The 20,687-nt window shown below is 48.5% G+C and carries 19 protein-coding genes; 15 read left to right on the top strand and 4 right to left on the bottom strand.

The annotated features are described in order from the left end of the window. Positions 1 to 23 precede the first annotated feature (23 nt). The 11 genes from AB3Y96_RS04015 (at position 24) to hypE (ending at position 11,863) form a co-directional block, all read left to right on the top strand. Positions 24 to 671, top strand: a complete 648-nt coding sequence (locus tag AB3Y96_RS04015; RefSeq protein WP_367298547.1) for a hypothetical protein — start codon at positions 24 to 26, stop codon at positions 669 to 671. Positions 672 to 862: 191 nt separating this feature from the next. After that, positions 863 to 1,762, top strand: coding sequence for a hypothetical protein (locus AB3Y96_RS04010; RefSeq protein ID WP_367298546.1), 900 nt, complete (start codon positions 863 to 865; stop codon positions 1,760 to 1,762). Next, positions 1,763 to 2,026, top strand: a complete 264-nt coding sequence (locus AB3Y96_RS04005) for a PAAR domain-containing protein (RefSeq protein WP_367298545.1) — start codon at positions 1,763 to 1,765, stop codon at positions 2,024 to 2,026. Between the two features lie 382 nt (positions 2,027 to 2,408). Continuing rightward, the gene (gene hydN / locus AB3Y96_RS04000; RefSeq protein WP_234618831.1) at positions 2,409 to 2,954 is read left to right on the top strand and encodes an electron transport protein HydN; all 546 of its coding nucleotides are present in this window, start codon (positions 2,409 to 2,411) and stop codon (positions 2,952 to 2,954) included. A 140-nt stretch (positions 2,955 to 3,094) separates the two neighbouring features. Further along, positions 3,095 to 5,323 carry a formate dehydrogenase subunit alpha gene (fdhF, locus tag AB3Y96_RS03995; RefSeq protein ID WP_367298544.1) on the top strand — a complete coding sequence of 743 codons (2,229 nt, stop codon included), beginning with the start codon at positions 3,095 to 3,097 and terminating at the stop codon, positions 5,321 to 5,323. A gap of 165 nt (positions 5,324 to 5,488) precedes the next feature. Then, positions 5,489 to 7,789 (top strand): carbamoyltransferase HypF, encoded by a 2,301-nt coding sequence (hypF, locus tag AB3Y96_RS03990; RefSeq protein WP_367298543.1) that lies wholly within the window; start codon positions 5,489 to 5,491, stop codon positions 7,787 to 7,789. Positions 7,790 to 7,898: 109 nt separating this feature from the next. After that, on the top strand, positions 7,899 to 8,240 hold the full coding sequence (gene hypA, locus AB3Y96_RS03985; protein ID WP_072310315.1) for a hydrogenase maturation nickel metallochaperone HypA: 342 nt from the start codon (positions 7,899 to 7,901) through the stop codon (positions 8,238 to 8,240). A 17-nt stretch (positions 8,241 to 8,257) separates the two neighbouring features. Next, entirely contained in the window at positions 8,258 to 9,403 is a 1,146-nt protein-coding gene (gene hypB, locus AB3Y96_RS03980; protein ID WP_367298542.1) for a hydrogenase nickel incorporation protein HypB, read from the top strand. Further along, positions 9,394 to 9,690: a hydrogenase maturation factor HybG gene (hybG, locus tag AB3Y96_RS03975; protein ID WP_072310317.1), complete on the top strand. Its 297-nt coding sequence runs from the start codon at positions 9,394 to 9,396 to the stop codon at positions 9,688 to 9,690. Before hypB ends, hybG begins: the two co-directional genes overlap by 10 nt. Positions 9,691 to 9,703: 13 nt before the next feature. Further along, positions 9,704 to 10,819 carry a hydrogenase formation protein HypD gene (hypD, locus tag AB3Y96_RS03970; RefSeq protein WP_043491034.1) on the top strand — a complete coding sequence of 372 codons (1,116 nt, stop codon included), beginning with the start codon at positions 9,704 to 9,706 and terminating at the stop codon, positions 10,817 to 10,819. 15 nt (positions 10,820 to 10,834) lie between these two features. Further along, positions 10,835 to 11,863 (top strand): hydrogenase expression/formation protein HypE, encoded by a 1,029-nt coding sequence (gene hypE, locus AB3Y96_RS03965; RefSeq protein ID WP_367298541.1) that lies wholly within the window; start codon positions 10,835 to 10,837, stop codon positions 11,861 to 11,863. A 213-nt stretch (positions 11,864 to 12,076) separates the two neighbouring features. On the opposite strand, the gene hycA is transcribed toward hypE, so the two are convergent. From hycA to lysA, 3 genes are all read right to left on the bottom strand, one after another. Further along, positions 12,077 to 12,541, bottom strand: a complete 465-nt coding sequence (gene hycA / locus AB3Y96_RS03960; protein WP_072310320.1) for a formate hydrogenlyase regulator HycA — start codon at positions 12,539 to 12,541, stop codon at positions 12,077 to 12,079. Between the two features lie 311 nt (positions 12,542 to 12,852). After that, on the bottom strand, positions 12,853 to 15,000 hold the full coding sequence (flhA, locus tag AB3Y96_RS03955; RefSeq protein ID WP_072310321.1) for a formate hydrogenlyase transcriptional activator FlhA: 2,148 nt from the start codon (positions 14,998 to 15,000) through the stop codon (positions 12,853 to 12,855). Between the two features lie 228 nt (positions 15,001 to 15,228). Beyond that, on the bottom strand, positions 15,229 to 16,491 hold the full coding sequence (gene lysA, locus AB3Y96_RS03950) for a diaminopimelate decarboxylase (protein ID WP_367298540.1): 1,263 nt from the start codon (positions 16,489 to 16,491) through the stop codon (positions 15,229 to 15,231). A gap of 148 nt (positions 16,492 to 16,639) precedes the next feature. On the opposite strand from lysA, the gene AB3Y96_RS03945 reads away from it, so the two are divergent. Both AB3Y96_RS03945 and AB3Y96_RS03940 read left to right on the top strand, forming a co-directional pair. Beyond that, positions 16,640 to 17,560 (top strand): LysR family transcriptional regulator, encoded by a 921-nt coding sequence (locus tag AB3Y96_RS03945; RefSeq protein ID WP_367298539.1) that lies wholly within the window; start codon positions 16,640 to 16,642, stop codon positions 17,558 to 17,560. 94 nt (positions 17,561 to 17,654) lie between these two features. Further along, complete coding sequence (locus AB3Y96_RS03940) at positions 17,655 to 17,846, top strand: YaiA family protein (protein ID WP_072310324.1); 192 nt, start codon at positions 17,655 to 17,657, stop codon at positions 17,844 to 17,846. A gap of 77 nt (positions 17,847 to 17,923) precedes the next feature. Here AB3Y96_RS03940 and AB3Y96_RS03935 read toward each other — a convergent pair whose 3' ends face one another. Next, a complete protein-coding gene (locus tag AB3Y96_RS03935) occupies positions 17,924 to 18,145 on the bottom strand; it encodes a membrane protein (RefSeq protein WP_025801597.1) in 222 nt (73 codons plus the stop codon). Positions 18,146 to 19,157: 1,012 nt separating this feature from the next. Between AB3Y96_RS03935 and AB3Y96_RS03930 the strand changes: the two genes are divergently transcribed. Continuing rightward, on the top strand, positions 19,158 to 19,760 hold the full coding sequence (locus AB3Y96_RS03930) for a CDP-alcohol phosphatidyltransferase family protein (RefSeq protein WP_072310326.1): 603 nt from the start codon (positions 19,158 to 19,160) through the stop codon (positions 19,758 to 19,760). Continuing rightward, on the top strand, positions 19,753 to 20,682 hold the full coding sequence (locus tag AB3Y96_RS03925; protein ID WP_367298538.1) for a phosphatidate cytidylyltransferase: 930 nt from the start codon (positions 19,753 to 19,755) through the stop codon (positions 20,680 to 20,682). The genes AB3Y96_RS03930 and AB3Y96_RS03925 overlap by 8 nt, the downstream gene beginning before the upstream one ends. Positions 20,683 to 20,687 lie beyond the last annotated feature (5 nt).

Genomic DNA, 20,687 nt, shown 5'->3' with positions numbered 1-20,687 from the left:
AAAATAATATAAAGAGCAACCAAATGAATGAAAAACTAAAAATAAATAAATGCTTTATTTCTATGAGTAAATACTGCCTAGAAATAAGGCCAAATGATGTGTATCTTGGGGCATTTTTAGCAAGATCGCTTCTCCTTATGTTTATTACAACCTATATATTTTTTACATTTACAATATATAATGAATTTGATGATGACTTTATTGGTTCATATCTTCCTTTAGCTGTTGTCCTGTTTTGGTTGTGTGGTATAGAATATATATATATTTCACAAATAACAAAGATATCAAACATTGTTTTTAACCGTAAAACAAAAAAATGTTATGCTTATTATCGTGGTATTACCTATATAAACAATCTTGATGACGTCATTATTTCCGGTGGGGCAAAAACCATGATATCGATGCATCATAGAAATGCTAAAGGTATTAGCGTAACTAAAAGTATAGAGATAGATGATGAATGGAATATTAAAGTAATAACTAACTACATTAAGTCATTTACAAGCCAAGGACCCGATGGTCTTGCTATACCTACTGAATACGAATGGATTGATAGAGAAAAAATAAGCATTGCATTTCCACCATTAAAAACATTGCGCCACTATGCACCTTGGCCTTTTTGCGGAAAAATAACCGATCCATTAGAAAAATCACTAAAAATATATATGTAGCCATTCTATGTATTGATCTATTACCCTCTCAATATAGTTGCATCACTTATCTGGTATCCCATTACCAAAATTTTCAATATTAAACCCCACCCAGTCCCAGAAGAAGCCTACGAAGGTGACGACAGTATACGTGTAACACCAGAAATGGCGGCCAAAGGAATCAGGCCGTGAAGCCTAATAGGAGCAATAGTATGTTAACAACAACGGAGGTTACTTGTGATTATCCTGGAAAAAAATTTAAACCTGAAGATGCATGGATTGGTAATCAGTTAGTTTCTATTAGCGATAACTGTTTAGAGATTCAAACCGCTAAGTTGGCATTCAGTTCTTTTTTAGGGCGTTTTTGGGCGCAAGCTATTTTATTAATTATTTTTTATATTGGTAGCCAAATGCCCGCCTCGTATCTACCAGGTATACCAGGATTATTATCACTAATATCAGTCGATATCGCTATTCTCTACAACGCTATGCTTAATATCAAAAAAAACTCTAACATTATTTTTAACCGTGCTACACAAATGGTCTACGTGCATCATGAGGGAATAGATTACATTTCGCCATGGAGTTCTTTATTATGGACTAGTACGATTAATATTAATGGAATAACTAAAATATATTTTACTTTATTACATAAGGACCCAGATAACACCCAATCGATTCATCACGTAGAATTAAGTAATGATAACCGCTCTGTAATGCACGGCTTAACAACATTTATCAATGTATTTATGCAGCAAGGCCATAAGGAATTAGTTATTCCTAAGGTTTATGAGTGGCGTAGCGTATTCAATACAAAAGTTACGCTTTCTCCCTCCGAGATCTGGCAGCACTATGCCCCTTGGCCTTTTCGTCGCCGATATTGCGATTCGGTAGAAATGAATATGAAAATCATACTTTGGCCAATTTGGACATTTTTGCTTTTCCCGCTTCTTACTCTCTTTGCTCTAAGTTGGTGGCTAATATGCAAGATTTTTAAAATTACACCTGCTTCAGTACCAGTTGCCGCCCGCCAAGAAGATAACAGCGAGCGATACACACCGCAATTTGCAGCAAATCGGCTGAAACCTTTCGAGGAAGATAAAGGAGAATAAATGAAACCATTAATCGTATTAGGTGATAAAACCAACCATGGTGGCGTTGTTGTTAGCGCTCAAGCAGGCTTTACTCAAGACGGTATACCTGTTGCCGCTCAAGGGGACCTAGTGACTTGCCCTATATTGGGCCATAGCCCGTCAACTATTATTGCCTCGGGAAGTGGCTTTACTTTAAGCGGCAAACAAGCTGCGCATGATGGCGATCAAACCACCTGTGGTGCGAAACTGATCGCTAGCCACTTTACCGTCCGGCATGAGTAAATCATCTTATCCCGAGCACTTTGTTCGATGAGGGCTCGGGTACCAACATATCAAAATGATTCGCGTTTTATCAGCTAAAGCCTCCCATTATCACCGCCAAGATCAACGAGTGAGATCTCCATTCCAACGATAATGTTGCCGATGTCGTATCGCGCAAATTATTCGACACTTATGTCGAATTTCCCTGTCGAGCTGGCAATTCAGCGCGCTATTTTTGGCGTTTAAAAAATCAGATTAGAAAGCAACCTTCTAATTTAAAACAAAAAAACACCCGTTCAAATACAGTTGGCATGATGTGTGCTTACTAGTACCGATAAGCAATCTGAGCATAGGCAGGTTCTTTCTGCCTCACTAAATATAATGAGAAATCAGGAGTTAATTGATGAACCGGTTCGTCATTGCAGATCCTAAAAAATGTATCGGCTGCCGTACCTGTGAAGTCGCCTGCGTCATGGCTCACCGTGAAGACAGCGAACTTCACAACCTGTCCAAAGACAACTTCACCCCACGCATTCACGTTATTAAAGGGGAAAACGTCAGCACAGCGATCCTGTGTCGCCAGTGCGAAGATGCCCCTTGTGCCAACGTTTGCCCAAACGGTGCCATTACTCGCCAAAAAGACTTTATCTATGTGTCACAGGAAAAATGTATCGGCTGCAAAACCTGCGTGGTTGCTTGCCCATACGGCACGATGGAAGTGATCACTTCTCCGGTCGTTCGTCAAAACGGCGCCTCCGCCATGATGGTTTCCTCTAAGGCTGAAGCCAATAAATGCGACCTGTGCCACAACCGCGCTAATGGCCCTGCGTGCGTTGAAACCTGTCCAACCAATGCATTAAAGCTTATCGACCGCAATGCTATGCAAGACATGATCAATGAAAAACGCCGTCGTGCAGCGCTCGATACCACAATCGATTTCATGTTCTAACGGTTTCACATTTTAACGCTTTCATCTCATGCAGTTTTAAATCCTATTGATTGAAGTTGCCGTTTACTTGCAGCGACTTCAAAACCAAAAGGCTTGATTAACAACCATTCATTATCCCCGGTTCGGGGTAAGGTCTCGTTATGAATTCACCTACAGTGAATAACTCAATCGTTGTCAATAATCTCGACGTTGTGAAAAGTAAAGTCGTCACCGTCTGCCCTTACTGCGGCGCAGGATGCAAAATCAACCTTTGTGTTGAAAACGGTAAAATAGTCCGTGCCGAAGGCGCAAACGGCGTCACCAATCAGGGTGAGCTTTGTCTGAAGGGTTATTTTGGCTGGGATTTTCTCAACGATACAAAACTGCTAACGCCGCGCTTGAATGAGCCAATGATCCGCCGAGAAAAAAGCGGAAAATTTGAAGTGGTCTCTTGGGATGAAGCCATCCGCTATACCGCTCAGCGCCTAAAAGAAATCAAACAAAAATACGGCGCGAAATCGATTATGCATACCGGTTCCTCACGCGGAACAGGCAATGAAACCAACTATGTGATGCAGAAGTTTGCTCGCGCAGTGACCGGCAATAACAACGTTGACTGCTGTGCGCGTGTCTGCCACGGCCCGTCGGTTGCTGGCTTGCAACAAACGCTGGGCAACGGTGCTATGAGCAACTCCATCACCGATATCGAAAACTCGAAATGCCTGCTAGTTTTTGGCTATAACTGCGCGGACTCCCACCCTATCGTGGCGCGTCGCGTGATTAAGGCCAAAGAAAAAGGTGCCAAAATCATCGTTTGCGATCCACGCAAAATAGAAACGGCGCGCATTGCCGATCAGCATCTGCAAATGAACAATGGCACCAATATGGCGCTGGTGAATGCCTTTGCCCACGTCCTGATTGAAGAAAATCTTTACGACAAAAGCTACGTGGCTAATTTCACCGAAGGCTTCGAGGAGTATCGCAAAATCGTTGCCGACTACAGCCCTGAAGCCGTCGAAAAACTGGTTGGCGTTCCCGCCGAGGATATTCGCCAAGCCATGCGCACCTACGCGGCGGCACCTTCCGCCACCATTATGTGGGGGATGGGCGTCACTCAGTTTGGTCAAGCCGTTGACGTGGTGAAAGGCTTATCAGGTTTGGCATTGCTGACCGGCAATTTAGGCCGTCCTGACGTGGGCGTTGGCCCTGTCCGTGGTCAAAACAACGTCCAAGGTGCCTGTGATATGGGCGTATTGCCTAACGAATTCCCAGGCTATCAGTCGGTGACAAACCCAGAAACTCGCGCCAAATTTGCCAAAGCATGGGGCATCAATGCGGACGATATGGACCCTAACGTCGGCTATCGCATTACTGAAGTGCCTCATTTAGCTCTTGAAGGCAAAGTGAAAGCCTACTACATCATGGGCGAAGATCCTCTGCAAACCGAAGCCGACTTAGGCCTCGTGCGCAAAGGCTTTGACGCCTTAGAGTTTGTGGTGGTGCAAGACATCTTCATGACCAAAACCGCTGAGCAAGCCGACGTTATTCTACCGGCCACCAGCTGGGGCGAACACGGCGGGATCTTCTCCTGCGCCGACCGCGGATTCCAACGTTTCGGAAAAGCTATCGAGCCGAAAGGCAACGTTAAGCGTGACTGGGAGATTATCAGCCTGCTGGCCACCGAGATGGGCTATCCGATGCATTACAACAGCAATGAAGAAATCTGGGATGAACTGCGCGAGCTGTGCCCGCTATATTACGGCGCAACCTACGAAAAAATTGGGGAGATGGGACACGTACAGTGGCCATGTCCAACGCTCGATCACCCAGGCACGCCTTATCTGTATAAAGACAACCATTTCGACACCCCGACAGGGAAAGGTCAACTGTTCGCGACCGCGTGGCGTGCTCCGGCCGAGATCCCAGACGAAGAGTTCCCTCTGGTGCTGTGTACCGTGCGTGAAGTAGGACATTACTCATGTCGCTCCATGACCGGTAACTGTGCCGCGCTGCAAACATTGGCCGATGAACCGGGTTTTGTGCAGATGCATCCTGAAGATGCTCAGCGTATGGGAATTTGCGATCAGCAAATCCTATGGGTTGAATCTCGCCGTGGCAAAGTGATCTCGCGCTGTAACTACAACGAACGCATCAATAAAGGTGCAGTTTATATGACGTATCAGTGGTGGATTGGCGCATGCAACGAGCTGACTCAGGATAATCTGGACCCCGTTTCTAAAACGCCAGAAACCAAATACTGTGCGGTTCGCGTTGAGCCAATCATCGATCAGGATTGGGCAGAGAATTACGCCTCTCAGACCTATAACGAAATGAAATCACGCCTGCGTCGTCATGTTGAAGACGCTGAACGTATGATGGTTCATGCCTAATCGTTAGCTCTTTTACTGTCACCTCTCTCTTTATGGGAGAGGTGATAAAGAAAATACTCACTTTACTAATCCTTTTTGCACACTCGCTGCCCCACATCAAAGATGTTTATCGTTTAAATACGGAAAATAGTCATCTTTGATATGACGTAGTCTTCAGGAGCCACCTTGAGTCAGAACGCAATCTTGCTGAGAGTAAAAGGCAAAGTCCAAGGTGTTGGTTTTCGTCCATTCGTCTGGCAACTGGCTCAACGGCTTAAGCTGCAAGGCGAAGTGAGTAATGATGCCCAAGGCGTATTAATCGCCCTACGTTTACCCGCAGATATCGCACACTTCTGTCACCTGTTACGTCAGGAGTGCCCACCGCTGGCGCGCATTGACACGATCAGTAAGCAAGAATGGCTCGGTGGTGAACTGCCTCATGAGTTCTGTATTATTGAAAGCGGTCAGGGCCAAATGGATACCCAAATTGTGCCCGATGCTGCGACCTGTCCTGAATGTCTGCGTGAGATGAGCGATGCAGCCAATCGACGCTTTGGCTATCCGTTTATTAACTGCACCCACTGCGGGCCACGGTTTACCATTATTCAACGTATGCCATACGATCGCCCTTTCACCGCGATGGCGACTTTTCCGCTGTGTCCCACCTGCGATCAAGAATATCGAAACCCGGCAAACCGGCGTTTTCATGCCCAGCCAACGGCCTGTGCCGCCTGCGGCCCCCATCTGTGGAGCTGTAATAGCGCTGGCGGGCAGCCTTTTATTGGCGCGCACGCGTGGAAGGAAGTGATTGATGTATTGCTTAACGGCGGCGTTGCGGCGATTAAAGGCATCGGCGGATTCCATCTGGCCTGCGATGCGTCAAACCCGCACGCGGTGCAGCTTCTGCGCCAGCGCAAGCGCCGACCGGCCAAGCCACTAGCCGTCATGTTACCCGATGAAAGCTGGGTACGCGCCTATTGCCGAGATAACGTCTCAGACGACTTACTCAAACTACTTAGCAGCCCTGCCGCCCCCATTGTGTTGCTACCAAAATCCACCTTGGTATTAGATGACATTGCGCCGCAATTGGATGAAGTTGGCGTCATGCTGCCGTCGAACCCCGTGCATCATCTATTGATGCAAAAAGTGGGGCGCCCCTTGGTGATGACATCGGGCAATGCCAATGGCTTGCCTCCCGCATTAAGCAATTCGCAGGCGCTGCACGATCTGGCCGATATCGCAGATATTTGGCTGCTGCATAACCGAGATATCATCCAACGCGTTGATGACTCCGTCATTCGCTGGCAACCGCATGGCGGCGAAATGCTACGCCGCTCGCGAGGCTATGTACCGGACGCGATTGATTTACCAGAGAGTTTCCAGCCGTTGCCTGCCGTGGCAGCTGTCGGTGGCGATCTGAAAAATACGTTTTGTCTGTTAAAAGGCAATCGGGCCGTGCTCAGCCAGCATCTCGGCGATTTAAGCGATGAAAGAGTCCAACAACAGTTCAGCCAAACATGGACATTGCTGCACCAAATTTATCAGTTTAGTTCTGAAGCGATCGCCTGTGATATGCATCCGGCCTACGTCAGCACCCAGTTTGCTCAGCAACAGGCTCAAGAACTGAACGTTGAATGTTTACCCATTCAGCATCATCACGCTCATCTTGCAGCCTGCATGGCAGAGCATGGTATTCCTTTAGATACGCCGCCGCTGATTGGGCTAGCGCTCGATGGCATTGGTTTTGGTGCAGATAATACCCTTTGGGGCGGTGAGTGCCTTCGCGTGGATTATCGCCAAATGCAGCGTCTGGGGGGATTACCCGCCGTTGCGTTGGCAGGCGGTGATTTGGCCGCTCGTCAGCCGTGGCGCAACCTGCTGGCGCAGTTGCTATGCTTCGTCCCCAACTGGCAGAGTTACCCAGAAGCCAAATTTATTCTTTCTCAGCCATGGCAAGTTTTACAACGGGCCATCGAGCGCGGACTCAATAGCCCGTTGGCGTCATCCACAGGGCGATTATTTGACGCAGCGGCAGCGGCATTAGGCATTTGCTCAGAAGCGATCAGCTTTGAAGGTGAAGCTGCCTGTCGCTTAGAAGCCTTGGCACAGCAGGCTCAGGAACGACACCCGCCAGTCTCATTGCCGCTGGATGTACACAACAATCTCGATATGGCCGTTTTCTGGCAACAATGGCTCCGTTGGCAGGCCGCCCCCGAAGATCGCGCCTATGCATTTCATTATGCATTGGCCGGCGGACTCGCGGATTTGGTGCGTGTTCATGCGAACGCAGCGAACTGCCGCACTATCGTAATGGCTGGCGGGGTCTTGCATAACCGTTTGTTACGCGAGCTGTTACAGCAAAATTTGGCTGAATTCACGCTATTACTTCCGCAAGCATTACCCGCTGGAGATGGTGCTCTGGCGTTAGGGCAGGCGGTCATTGCCGCCGCTCAGCGATGGGATGCGAGGGCGATCGCAAAGGCGTAAATGTTGCGCCATCACAATGCTATCAATCAGCCATCTAATGACGGTAATCAAGGTGCCACGGTGTGTATTCACCGAGGATATGCCCGCCATAAAAAATAAGATAACAACTATGCATGAACTAACCCTATGCCAGAGCGCATTTGACATCATCGAACAGCAGGCTCGAGCCAACAACGTGAAGCGCGTGACCGGTGTATGGCTGGAGATTGGCGCACTCTCATGTATTGAAGAGAGCGCCGTACATTTTTGCTTTGAAATCGTCTGCCGTGGCAGCGTAGCCGAGGGATGTGAACTGCACATCACAACCCAACCAGCTCAAGCTTGGTGCTGGGATTGTAGCCAGGCCATTACCGTATCAGCGCATGACGCAGGATGCCCACATTGCCAGAGCCATAATCTGCGCGTGGACAGCGGCGACAGCATGCAAATCAAACAAATCGAAATCGAATAGTTTTCGGGAGAGAATTTATGTGTACTACTTGCGGTTGCGCGGCTGGCGAACAGCGCATTGAAGGCGACGATCATCACGATCACGACCATCATCATGAGCATGGACACCATCACGATCACCACCATGGCCATGAACACGGTCATGATCACAGCCACGAACATGGTCACCATCATCATGAACATGAGCAGAACCATGAACACGGTCATCATCATGGGCATCAACATCAGCACGCGCAGGGTGAACATCCTCAGACCGTAGTGGTGCACCACCATTACCATCACACCGGCGACGTACATCATCATCACTATAACTACGTACTTGCCTCTGATGCTGAACTGCATCTTCACGACCACAAGCATAAACACAAGAATAAGAACAAAAATAAGCACGCAGAAAAGCGCCTAGAAAAGCATCTCGATAAACACGACGAAAAATTTACGCCAGAACAGCAAGATAACGATCTGCACTACGGTAAAGGCGAGGCGGGTAGCCATGCGCCCGGCATGACTCAACGCCGTATGCTGCAAATTGAGCAGGACGTTCTCGGCAAAAATAACCATCTGGCCGAGCACAACCGTGAGCACTTTACCCAGCAGCATATTGCCGCACTGAATTTGGTTTCAAGCCCCGGTTCAGGCAAAACAACGCTGCTGACGGAAACCCTCAAGCGTATTGCCGATCAATACAGCTGCGCCGTGATTGAAGGCGATCAGCAAACCACCAATGACGCAGAGCGTATTCGCGCCACCGGCGTTCCTGCTATTCAGGTGAACACCGGCAAAGGCTGTCACTTAGACGCACAAATGGTGCACGATGCAATGCATCGCCTGAACCTGCCAGACCGTAGCCTGCTGTTTATTGAGAACGTGGGTAATCTGGTGTGTCCAGCCAGCTTCGATCTTGGCGAACGTCATAAAGTTGCCGTGCTGTCCGTTACCGAAGGCGAAGATAAGCCGCTGAAATATCCACATATGTTCGCCGCCTCTTCGCTGATGATTATTAATAAAATCGATCTGCTGCCGTATCTGCATTTTGACGTTGAAGCCTGCATTGCCAATGCGAAACGCGTTAATCCACAGATCACCGTTATCCAACTTTCCGCCACCAGCGGTGAAGGAATGGATGCTTGGCTTGCATGGTTGGAGACAAACGTATGTGCTTAGGAATTCCAGGTCAGGTCGTTGCCGTAGGCGATGATATACATCAAATGGCAATGGTTGACGTGTGTGGCGTAAAGCGCGAAGTCAATATCGCGCTGGTATGCGAAGGCTCACCTCAAGAGATGCTTGGTCAGTGGGTGCTGGTTCACGTCGGTTTTGCCATGAGCATTCTCGATGAGGCCGAAGCCAAAGATACGCTGGATGCGCTAATGGCGATGCAAGAAGTTGAAGAGGACGTCGGTTATTTCCTGCGTAACGGCGAACCCGCTCCTCAGGCCAGTGAAAAGTAAGGTGGTATGAGATATGCAGTTTGTTGATGAGTTCCGCGATCCTGAACTGGCTAAAAAGCTGGTTCAGCGGATTACAGAGCGGGTTCGAACCTTACCTTCACACTGCAAACTTCCTCTTCAGCTGATGGAAGTTTGCGGCGGACATACTCACGCTATTTTTAAATTTGGCCTAGATCAGCTGCTGCCACCGGAGATCGAGTTTGTACACGGCCCCGGATGTCCCGTCTGCGTTCTGCCAATGGGCCGCATCGACGAGTGTGTCGAAATTGCCAGCCAGCCGGACGTGATTTTTTGTACCTTTGGCGATGCCATGCGCGTTCCTGGGCGCCACGGTTCTCTACTGGATGCCAAACGCAAAGGCGCTGATGTTCGCATCGTTTATTCGCCGTTGGATTCCCTCGCGCTGGCGCAGCAGAATCCAGACAAAGAAGTGGTGTTCTTCGGCCTTGGCTTTGAAACCACGATGCCAAGCACGGCGGTAACGCTGCAGCAGGCTAAAACGCTGGGGTTGAAAAACTTTTCGGTTTTCTGCCAGCACATTACGATCACGCCTACGCTGCGCAGCCTATTGCAGCAGCCGGATGTACGCATCGACGGCTTCCTCGCGCCCGGCCATGTCAGCATGGTCATTGGCGCTCATCCCTATGAGTTTATCTGCGAAGATTTCCACAAGCCCTTGGTTATCACCGGCTTTGAGCCGCTCGATATCTTGCAGGCGCTGGATATGCTGGTAGCGCAAATTGCCGAAGAACGCTGCAGCGTGGAAAATCAATACCGCCGCATCGTTCCCGATCACGGCAATGCTATCGCGCAGAAAGTTCTGGATGAAGTATTCGTCACCAAAGAGAGCAGCGAATGGCGTGGCTTAGGCGAAATCGCCCATTCCGGCGTAGGCTTAAGCCCTGCGTATGCTCAGTTCGACGCTGAATTACGCTTCCACCCGCAAGAACAGAAAGTCGCCGATGATCCAAGAGCGCGCTGCGGTGATGTACTCACCGGTCGCTGCAAACCGGCCGAATGTCCTCTGTTTGGCGTTGGCTGTAATCCGCAAAACGCATTTGGTGCGCTGATGGTTTCTTCTGAAGGGGCCTGTGCGGCGTTCTATCAATATCGTCGTGGGCTTGAATAAGAGAAGGTACGAAGAATGAGTGAATGGTCTAAAGATGATGTGATAACGATGGCGCATGGCAGCGGTGGCCGCGCGATGCAGCAACTGCTTGATACGCTGTTTTTGCCCCTGTTTAGCAATCCTGCTTTAGATGAACGTGAAGATCAGGCACGTTTGCCGCTGAGTGTTTTCAACCAGCACGGCGATCGCTTGGCCTTCACCACCGATAGCTATGTTATCGACCCGATATTTTTCCCCGGTGGCGATATTGGTAAGCTGGCCGTATGCGGCACCGCCAACGATTTGGCGGTAAGTGGCGCTCAGCCTAAATATCTCTCCTGTGGCTTTATTCTTGAAGAAGGGTTACCGCTGGCCGATCTGGAAAAGATCGTGCGTAGCATGGCGGCGACCGCGCGTGCGGCAAATATCCAGATCGTGACTGGCGATACCAAAGTGGTTCAGCGCGGCGCTGCGGATAAGATCTTTATCAACACCGCCGGTATTGGCGCGATCCCGAACGATATTCACTGGGGAACGTCAGAGATCCAGCCCGGCGACAAGCTGATCGTCAGCGGTACGCTTGGCGATCACGGTGCCACGATCCTGAATCTGCGTGAGCAGTTGGGGCTTGAAGCTGAACTGACCAGCGACTGCGCGGTACTGGCTCCGCTGATTGCGCCACTGCGTAATATCCCTGGCGTTCGAGCCCTACGTGATGCAACCCGCGGTGGCGTGACCGCCATTATGCATGAGTTCTCCAATGCGAGCGGCTGCGGTATCGACGTTATCGAGCAATTACTTCCGGTAAAAAGCGCGGTGCGCGGTATTTGTGAACTCCTAGGGCTAGAGCCGCTGAATTTTGCCAACGAAGGAAAGCTGGTGATAGCCGTTGCGCCAGAAGCTGAACAAGCGGTGCTTGATAGCTTGCATCTGCATCCATTGGGTGTGGACGCCGCAACGATTGGTGTGGTGACAGAAGGAAAACAAGTGCGCCTAACCGGAATGTATGGCACCTCTCGTCTGCTGGATTTACCACACAGTGAGCCGCTGCCAAGAATTTGTTGAGATTCGTGATTGTCCCCCTACCAACCTCCCCTTCGCAGGGGAGGAGCCGATCGAGCACTGAATTAATATCGAAAGCTGAACTGCTCCCTCCTCTGCAAAGAGGAGGAGCCGATCGAGCACTGAATTAATATCGAAAGCTGAACTGCTCCCTCCCCTGCGAAGGGGAGGGTTGGGGTGGGGTAACTCTCTCCTCAGCATAAGGAGAGGTATTGATCAATGAGTGCCTAACTTCCCTACCAGCAATTCCCGCACCGGCTGGTTAGTATTCATCGCCTGATACAAGATTTCATACAGATCGTGGATCTTATCCAGATAGTGTTCCAACACCGCATCCATCGAACGGTTGTTAACCTTGCCATCAATCTGACCATTCTCATCGATGGTTGAATGGCTAATTTCCACAAAATGATCTTCGCCCTGTTCATCGTTCATGCGCAGTCCGTACTGGATCTTTTTGCTGTAAAACTCATCTGCCAGCTTCACTTCAACCATAAAGTGATCAAACACCGTGAAGTTAACGCTGTCACCATCACCGCAGCTGAACTCATGAAAAATCTTCAGCTTTGAAGACGTCGCGGCTTTGATTAAGCTGCTTTTATACAAAGCCCACTGCGCCATTAATTTTTCATTTTTGTCATGGATATAAAGCGACTTTTCGGTTAATTCGCTGACCTTCATACTTCTTTGCCTCGCTCCACATTGTGGGTTGGAGTGTGTTACCTAGGGCATCGCCCCACTGATTGTTTGACGCTCAATCAGGCCGACATTCGGCAGCGTTGAGCGTTTCAATCACTACAAAAGCATAATCCGTGCCAATAAATAAAATAATTAAATAACCAATGTTATTCAGATAATTACGGGAATTAATCATTCAAAGTGACAAGATAAACAGGCGGGATGGTTCTGGCGAGTGATGACGTGTCGACACTTATGTCGACGCTATGACACGGGCGAAAAACGTACATTTCCGCCCGTGCGAGGAGAGGTTTTTAGTCCTTCGCAGAAATGCCTAAGCGCTGCATACGGGAAATCAACGTGGTGCGTTTCAGCCCAAGCCGTGCCGCAGCACCACGAGGGCCAGCCACGATACCGTTAGACTCACGCAATGCCGCCAGAATGCGCTCACGCTCGCTGAATTCACCGCCCTGCGCTGGATCGTGCGCCGCCTTTTCCGCAGGCGGTGTCACTGACCATGCAGAAGGCGCCGCTTGCGCAGGCTTATTCACCAACGGTGGCGAAAGGTGATATTGCAGCTCGTTAAGTTGCAAGTTTAATACCGGCCCACGCGTTAAGATAACGGCACGCTCAATGATATTTTCCAGCTCACGAATATTACCCGGCCACGGTAAATCGCACAGCATGCGGATGGTTTCCGTTGGAATACTATCGATAGTGCGATTCATACGTTTAGCTATTTTGCGCGTGAAGAATTTGACCAGCAGTGGAATATCTTCTGGGCGTTCACGCAAAGGCGGGATCACAATAGGAAAAACATTAAGGCGATAATAGAGATCGCTGCGATATTCACGATCCAGCACCATCTGTTTCAGATCGCGATTGGTCGCGGCAATCAGGCGCACATCTACCGGAATAATTTTATTCCCGCCCAGTCGCTCAATTTCTCGCTCCTGCAATACGCGCAGCAATTTTGGTTGAAGCTCAAGCGGAATATCACCCACCTCATCCAAAAATAGCGAGCTCTTATTCGCCAGCTCAAAACGCCCCATTCGCTGTGACGTTGCGCCGGTATAAGCGCCCTTCTCATGGCCGAATAAATCACTTTCCATCAGGCCACTAGGAATGGCGGCGCAGTTCATTTTAACCATGCGCTTTTGATTGCGTGTGCTGAGATTATGAATAGCCTGTGCGATCAACTCCTTGCCTGTTCCCGTTTCACCCAGGATCAGCACGCTACAGTCGCTCGAAGCCACCATTTCAACCTGTTCCAACACGCTTTTTATCGCCGCGCTTTGACCAACGATTTCACCAAAATCGCTGCCTTGGCGAATTTGTTCGGTTAAATAGCGATTCTCGTGTACCAAGCTATCTTTCAGGCGCGATATTTCACCGTATGCCAGCGCGTTATCCACCGCGATGGCGATACGTGCCGCAATTTGACGCAGCAGCTTAAGGTTATTATCACTGAATATCGCGGGCTGGCACTGCGCCAGTTTCAGAACGCCTAGCACTTTATTACCAAAGATCAGCGGCAGTTGGCAGATGGTCTGATGGCCAAACGCAAGCATCTGCGCTAGCTGGCGATCCTGCGGAGCAAGACGCGCTGAGTCCTGCAAATCCATCAACAGCATCTCTTCGCTTTGCACCACCTGTTGGGCAAGGGAGCCCTCCAGCGGCAGATATTTTTGTTCACGCAGCACCGGTTTTCCGCTTTGGTAGCAGGCGACATAGGCTTTAAAACGATCTTCCTGTTCATCAAAAACCGACAGGCCGATATAGTCGATGCCGAAGAAACGATGGATCTCTTTGGAAACCTCCGCAGCCAGCCCATCGAGCTCAAGCTTAGAGGTGACGGCATTCGTGACGTCCACCAAAATGCGATAGTGATCGCGCTCGCGGCGCAGGCTCTCTTCCTCAAGCTGAACATGTTCACGCTCAAGGATATTCTCTAATACGCTAGCAACTACCTCAGCCAACGGCTGTGCCAGAGCCAGCTCGCTTTCGCTGAACTGTTGATCGCCGTGTTTAATGAATTCGATACCACCTAATCTTTGGCGTGGCGTAGTCAGCGGCAGCTGATAATAGACGTTTAAATCGCGATACTGCACCAGTTCAGACACCTGTGGAAACTGCTGAACAAACGCATCGCGTCGACAGCAAATAGGCTGCTGGTCGGCCCAGACTTTTCCCCCCGGCCCTTCAGCTAACAATACGTCATTGGAGCATCGCATTTGTTTGCTTTCAGGTTCATAGCCGTAATGAGTAATACGATTGTGCAAGGGGTCAAGGCGTAAAATATTCACGCGATCAAAACGAATAACGGAGAATGACAAGCCGTGTAGTGCCCGCATTAGCTCAGAGAGTGAGCGCTGAGCAAGCAGCGTTTGTGTGGCCTGATGCAGCATATCCTGCCAGACCGGATTCATTCTGGTTGAAGACTGTATTTTGACGGTATTCATAGCTGAAGATGATGCGCGTGAAATGATTAGGACCGTTATTCTACGGGAAGCTAAGGTCGGATAGATATGATCTAAACGCTTAAATATCACAATTAATACTAATGATATCGGAGTAAATAATAACTATTATTCTTTAAGCATGTGCGTCAACAAATTGCTAACGCACATGAAACTTCTTAGCGCTATACCCAAGCAATACAAGTTACTTGAAGTATGACGAGGACAAATTTACATAATTTCTAACGCTAATAACTCTTCAATTGTCTGACGGCGGCGAATTAAACGCGGCTGATTATTTTCAAATAACACCTCAGGCAATAGCGGGCGGCTATTATAATTTGAAGACATCGATGCACCGTAAGCGCCGGTGTCATGAAAGACTAAATAGTCTCCGACCTGTGCCGCAGGAAGCGCGCGCGTTTCCACTTCCCCACCCGCCTTTTGTGTAAATACGTCGCCAGACTCACAAAGAGGACCGCCAATAACTGATTCAATCAGCGGCTGCCCACTCACATCTCGCCCGTCTGCTGGCATGAGCGAAATATGGTGATAGCTGCCATACATAGCCGGACGCATCAGGTCGTTAAAACCAGCGTCAACCAGAACAAAATGACGGCTGCCCATATTTTTAACCGAACGAACCTGCGCCACTAAAACGCCGGACTCAGCCACTAAATAGCGCCCAGGTTCAATTTCAAGATGTATTGGGTGACCAAGATGACGCGCGATACGTTCGCGAGCGTCGTTCCACAGAGCATAGTAGTTCGACACATTGATAGATTCATCGCCCTGCTGATAGGGGATAGACAAACCGCCACCCGCTGAAATAGCCTGAATATCGTGACCGAGTTCGATCACTTGGCGCGCCATGGTGTCACATACCTGTGCCAGATGCTGGTAATCCACGCCCGAGCCGATATGCATGTGCAAGCCAATCAGCTGCAACTCATAACGTTTGATCAGCGCGAGCGCCTGCGGCAGCTCTTCAAACCAGATACCGTGTTTGCTGTTCTCACCGCCCGTATTGGTTTTCTGGCTATGACCATGACCAAACCCCGGATTAACGCGCAGCCACACGGGATGACCCGGCGAGCGCTCGCCCAGTTGGGTGAGCATATCGGCGGAACCCGCATTCACAGGAATATTCAGTTCAACAACACGCGCCAGGGTGGCTTCGTCTAACACATCAGCGGTAAAGACGATTTGGCTTGGGTTACCCCCCGGCTGAAAACCTGCCATCAGCGCACGTTCAATTTCACCTAATGAAACCGCATCGACCTTAACGCCTTGCTCATGCATCAAACGTAAAATATGAATATTAGAACAGGCCTTCTGCGCAAAACGGATCACATCAAATTCACGCAGCTTTTCAATCTGCTGCTTTATGATATCGCCATCATAAGCCCACACCGGACAGCCAAAGCGTTGTGGCAGCGCCATCAGATTATCGATATTCAGCGCGGTAGTGCGATCATTTAGTGAACGTGGCATGAGATCCTCTTTGCGGTCAGTCTATTTTTTGTGTTGTTGGATGTTGTTCTCCGATTATTGCCACTGCAGATGACTTAAAGAAAATATCTATTTAGAGCAAGTCTATTCATTTATGATATAGGCTGTTCATCTTCGGAGCCCGCTGACTATGCCTGCTATTTCCCTACGCCAAATCGAAATTTTTCACGCAGTGATGACTACGGGGAATTTGACGGAGGCAGCAGCGCTGCTCAATACATCACAGCCAACGGTGAGCCGTGAACTGGCTCGGTTTGAGAAACTGCTGCAAATATCGTTGTTTGATCGGGTGCGCGGTCGCCTAAGACCCACCGCACAGGGACTTCAACTGTTTGAAGAAGTACAACGCTCCTACTACGGCATCGAGCGTATTGCCGATGCCGCCAAGCATATTCGTCAGTTCCAACAGGCGCAGCTTTCCGTCGCCTGCCTGCCCGCATTCTCTCAGTCGCTGTTACCTAACGTCTGCCGCACATTTTTAAGTGAATATCAGGATGTGAGTTTGAACGTGATCCCACAGGAATCGCCGCTACTGGAAGAGTGGCTGTCTGCCCAACGCTACGACCTTGGCCTGACCGAAAATACCTACACGCCACCCGGTACCGAACGCCAGACTCTAGCCACGTTCAACGAAGTTTGCATTCTACCGAGCGGGCATCCTCTGTTAAGCAAGTCTCATTTGGCACCACAGGACTTTGAAAATCAGCGCTATATCAGCCTTTCACCCAATGATAGCTATCGCCAGACGCTTGATGCGCTGTTTCACCGCGAACAGGTGAGCCGCCAAATGGTGGTAGAAACGCACAGCGCCGCATCCATTTGCGCAATGGTTCGCCAAGGCGTGGGTATTTCTATTGTGAACCCGCTAACCGCGCTCGATTTCGTTGGGCAAGGGATTGAGATCCGTCCCTTTAGCGTTGATGTTCCCTTCACCGTGAGCTTAATTCTGCCCAAGCATCGCCCGTCATCCGTGTTGGTGAGCGCGTTTATTCATCATCTTGAAGGCTATATTGCCGAGGTTTGTCAACGCCTCGCGAAACCATCGCATTAACGCTAAGAATAATCGGTTTTCTCTAGCCACTTGCCCTCTTTGTCTATACTGAAATCAGCGGCTACATGAATTCCCCTAATAGTAAGGAGCTCAAATGGCAGGTAAACCACCCTATCCAAGACACGCAGAAATTGTGGAAGTGAGAAAAGGTACGCAGGGCGCAACGGAAATTTGGTACGAGCTACGGGCAGACCATCCGCGGCCCAATACGCTGATTAGCGAGCATCCTACACACCAAGAAGCAGTAGACGCTAAACGTCGCTATGAAGATGAAAAGAAAGAATAATATGTTTGTATTTATACATAAAAAAAACTCAGCCAATAAGCTGAGTTTTTTTATTTCGTGTGTCGGCAATGAAACCATTATTTCGTTAACGCGATAATACCCAACGTTAAGCCAGCAACCGCCGCTGCCCCACCGGCAATCGCGCCAGCCGTTTCCCAGTTATCCTGAGTCGTACCTTTCATGCACGTGTCGGTATGCACCAAGCGACCCTGAGAGTCATAGACCGGTACGCAAGGCGAGTTGGTTGCACATCCGGCAAGTAACGCTGCAACCAACGCTACGCCAATTAACTTTTTCATGATACGCCTCGATGAGCGAATGCTCTAAATCCATATGTTGACGGATAAGACAGTATCACTAGCAAAGATATAAAGTGATGATGAATAATTGCAAAGTATTTGGATTGTAAAGAGTGTGGGGAAAACCGCTTAAATAAGGAGAAATTATGCTTTATCGCAACAGGGCAATTCCCCATACTCCGATAAATCATCCTTGCCATCAAGCAGCCTATTTAGCGTCTATACACCTAATTATCACAAAAAAGCATTTACGTTTCGGTAATAATCAGTGTATTACCATATAGAAACTTCATCACCCAAGGTCGTTATTTATTTGGCCTAGACTAAATCTTAGGGCTACTGGGTTCCATGTGTCGTTCTATCTGATCTAGCTTATTTCACGATGCATGAAATGATTAATGTTCAAAATGAAAACACATTTAAAATTGGTGAAAAAGATTAGTTCACACAGGCGAAATATTATGATTAATATAGGCTAAAAAGAAAATAATATTTTATTATCACGCAAAGCCGATATATATAACAAATCCATTCAAGTAGTCAGTATAGAAATAAACCTTAAAGCAGAGAAAGATATAAAATAATCATTATTTTACTTACAATAAAAATCTTATATATAACCTGCCCCTGCGTAACTCCCATTATATGAAAATTTTCTTTTCCATATAAAACATGCATTTTATTGGCATTTTTAAACAGCAATGTGAATCGCTTATCAGCGTATGAAAAATCTGAAAGTATGTAAAAAGCATGTAAAGATGAGGCGATTACATTTAAAAACATTGCTCGCCTTTGTGAAATAAAACACAATTAACCCTATAAAAACTACGCGTATGCTCACGAGCTAAAAATGGATGTAGGATAGAACGATGCTGAAGGTTCTCTTTTCAATCCCCCTCTCTTCTTTATGTCACACCGAATATCTACGACAGCGTAGCTATAAACGCTTTGCTGGCGCAGAGAAGCATCTTCGGGGATAGGCAGATTTAAAATTTTTGGCAGGAGCCATAACGTGACCTTATATGACATTAAACCGAAGTTTCAGAATCTATTAAGACCTATCGTTATCAAACTTCATGATTGGGGAGTAACAGCCAATCAGGTCACGCTACTGGCCATGCTGACATCAGTATTGTTGGGCGGATGGCTGATGTTTTTCCCCAATCCAATTTTATATATTTCGCTGCCGTTTTATTTATTTTTTCGCATGGCGCTAAACGCTATCGACGGCATGCTAGCCAGAGAGTTTAAGCAACAATCAACGCTCGGGGCCATTCTAAACGAGGTCGGCGATATTATTTCTGATGCTGCACTCTACCTCGCTTTCGCTTTTTTAACCGGCATCGCGCCTTGGCTGGTGATACTGGTGGTGCTGCTTTCTTGGCTCACTGAGTTTTGTGGCGTGATCGTCCAAACACTAACGGGGGTCAGGAACTATCGCGGCCCACTCGGCAAAAGCGATCGGGCGTTTGTACTTGGTGCATTAGGTCTCTTTATTGCGCTTTGGCCTCAGTATATCGGCGTTGCCAATATCGTATTTGGTGTTGCGGCACTGCTCCTCGCATGGACCTGTGTCAACCGTTGTCGCTGTGCTTTGGAGGCGAAAAATGCCTGATACCATGCATACGTTATATTATTGCCTCGGCGGGATTTTCAGCGTTTTGATGCTGGCGACCATTATTATTTTCGCCTTAAAAAAATGCCGTCCACAGCGCGACTGGTTGGAGTTACAACAGCGCATCAATAGTTGGTGGGTGATTATTTGCCTATTTTCGCTGGCAATGCTGTCGCCCAAATGGCTGGCTCTGACTTTCTTCGGTTTTATCAGTTTCCTATCGTTAAAAGAATACCTAACCCTAGCGCCAACGAGACGCTCAGACAGCGTGCCGTTGCTATGGATGTACGCCGCAATACCCCTGCAATATATCTGGATAGGTATGTCGTGGTACGGAATGTTTATTATCTTCATTCCTATTTATGTATTTTTATTCCTACCGGCGCGCATGGTTATCGTCGGCGATACCAAAGGTTTTCTTCACTCTGCGTCGGTCATGCACTGGGGAATGATGACTACGGTATTTGCATTGAGTCACGTTGCCTTTCTGCTAACCCTGCCCGGCGTTGATGCCAATGCGGGTGCTTTGCTGGTTATTTTCTTAGTCGCGGCGACAGAGCTTAACGATATATCTCAGTATTTGTGGGGAAAATCGCTGGGTAAAATCAAGGTCACACCTAAAGTCAGCCCGAATAAAACGCTGGCCGGCTTAATCGGCGGGGTGATGACCACCACACTGCTAGCGGCAATTTTTGGCCCCCTACTTACACCAATGGATTGGCTCCATTCATTGGCTGCTGGCGTCATTATTGGCCTAAGTGGATTCTGCGGTGATGTGGTGATGTCAGCGATTAAACGCGACTTCGGCGTAAAAGATTCCGGAAAGCTGCTGCCTGGGCACGGCGGTATTCTCGATCGCATGGATTCGCTGATTTATACCGCACCGCTGTTCTTCCACTTTTACTATTACTTCTACATTTAAGAGGC

It is taken from the genome of Hafnia alvei, assembly GCF_964063325.1.
GTDB classification, from domain to species: Bacteria; Pseudomonadota; Gammaproteobacteria; order Enterobacterales; family Enterobacteriaceae; genus Hafnia; species Hafnia alvei_B.
The sequence above is the reverse complement of the archived record's forward strand: the minus strand, read 5'-3'. Positions and strand labels throughout refer to the sequence as shown.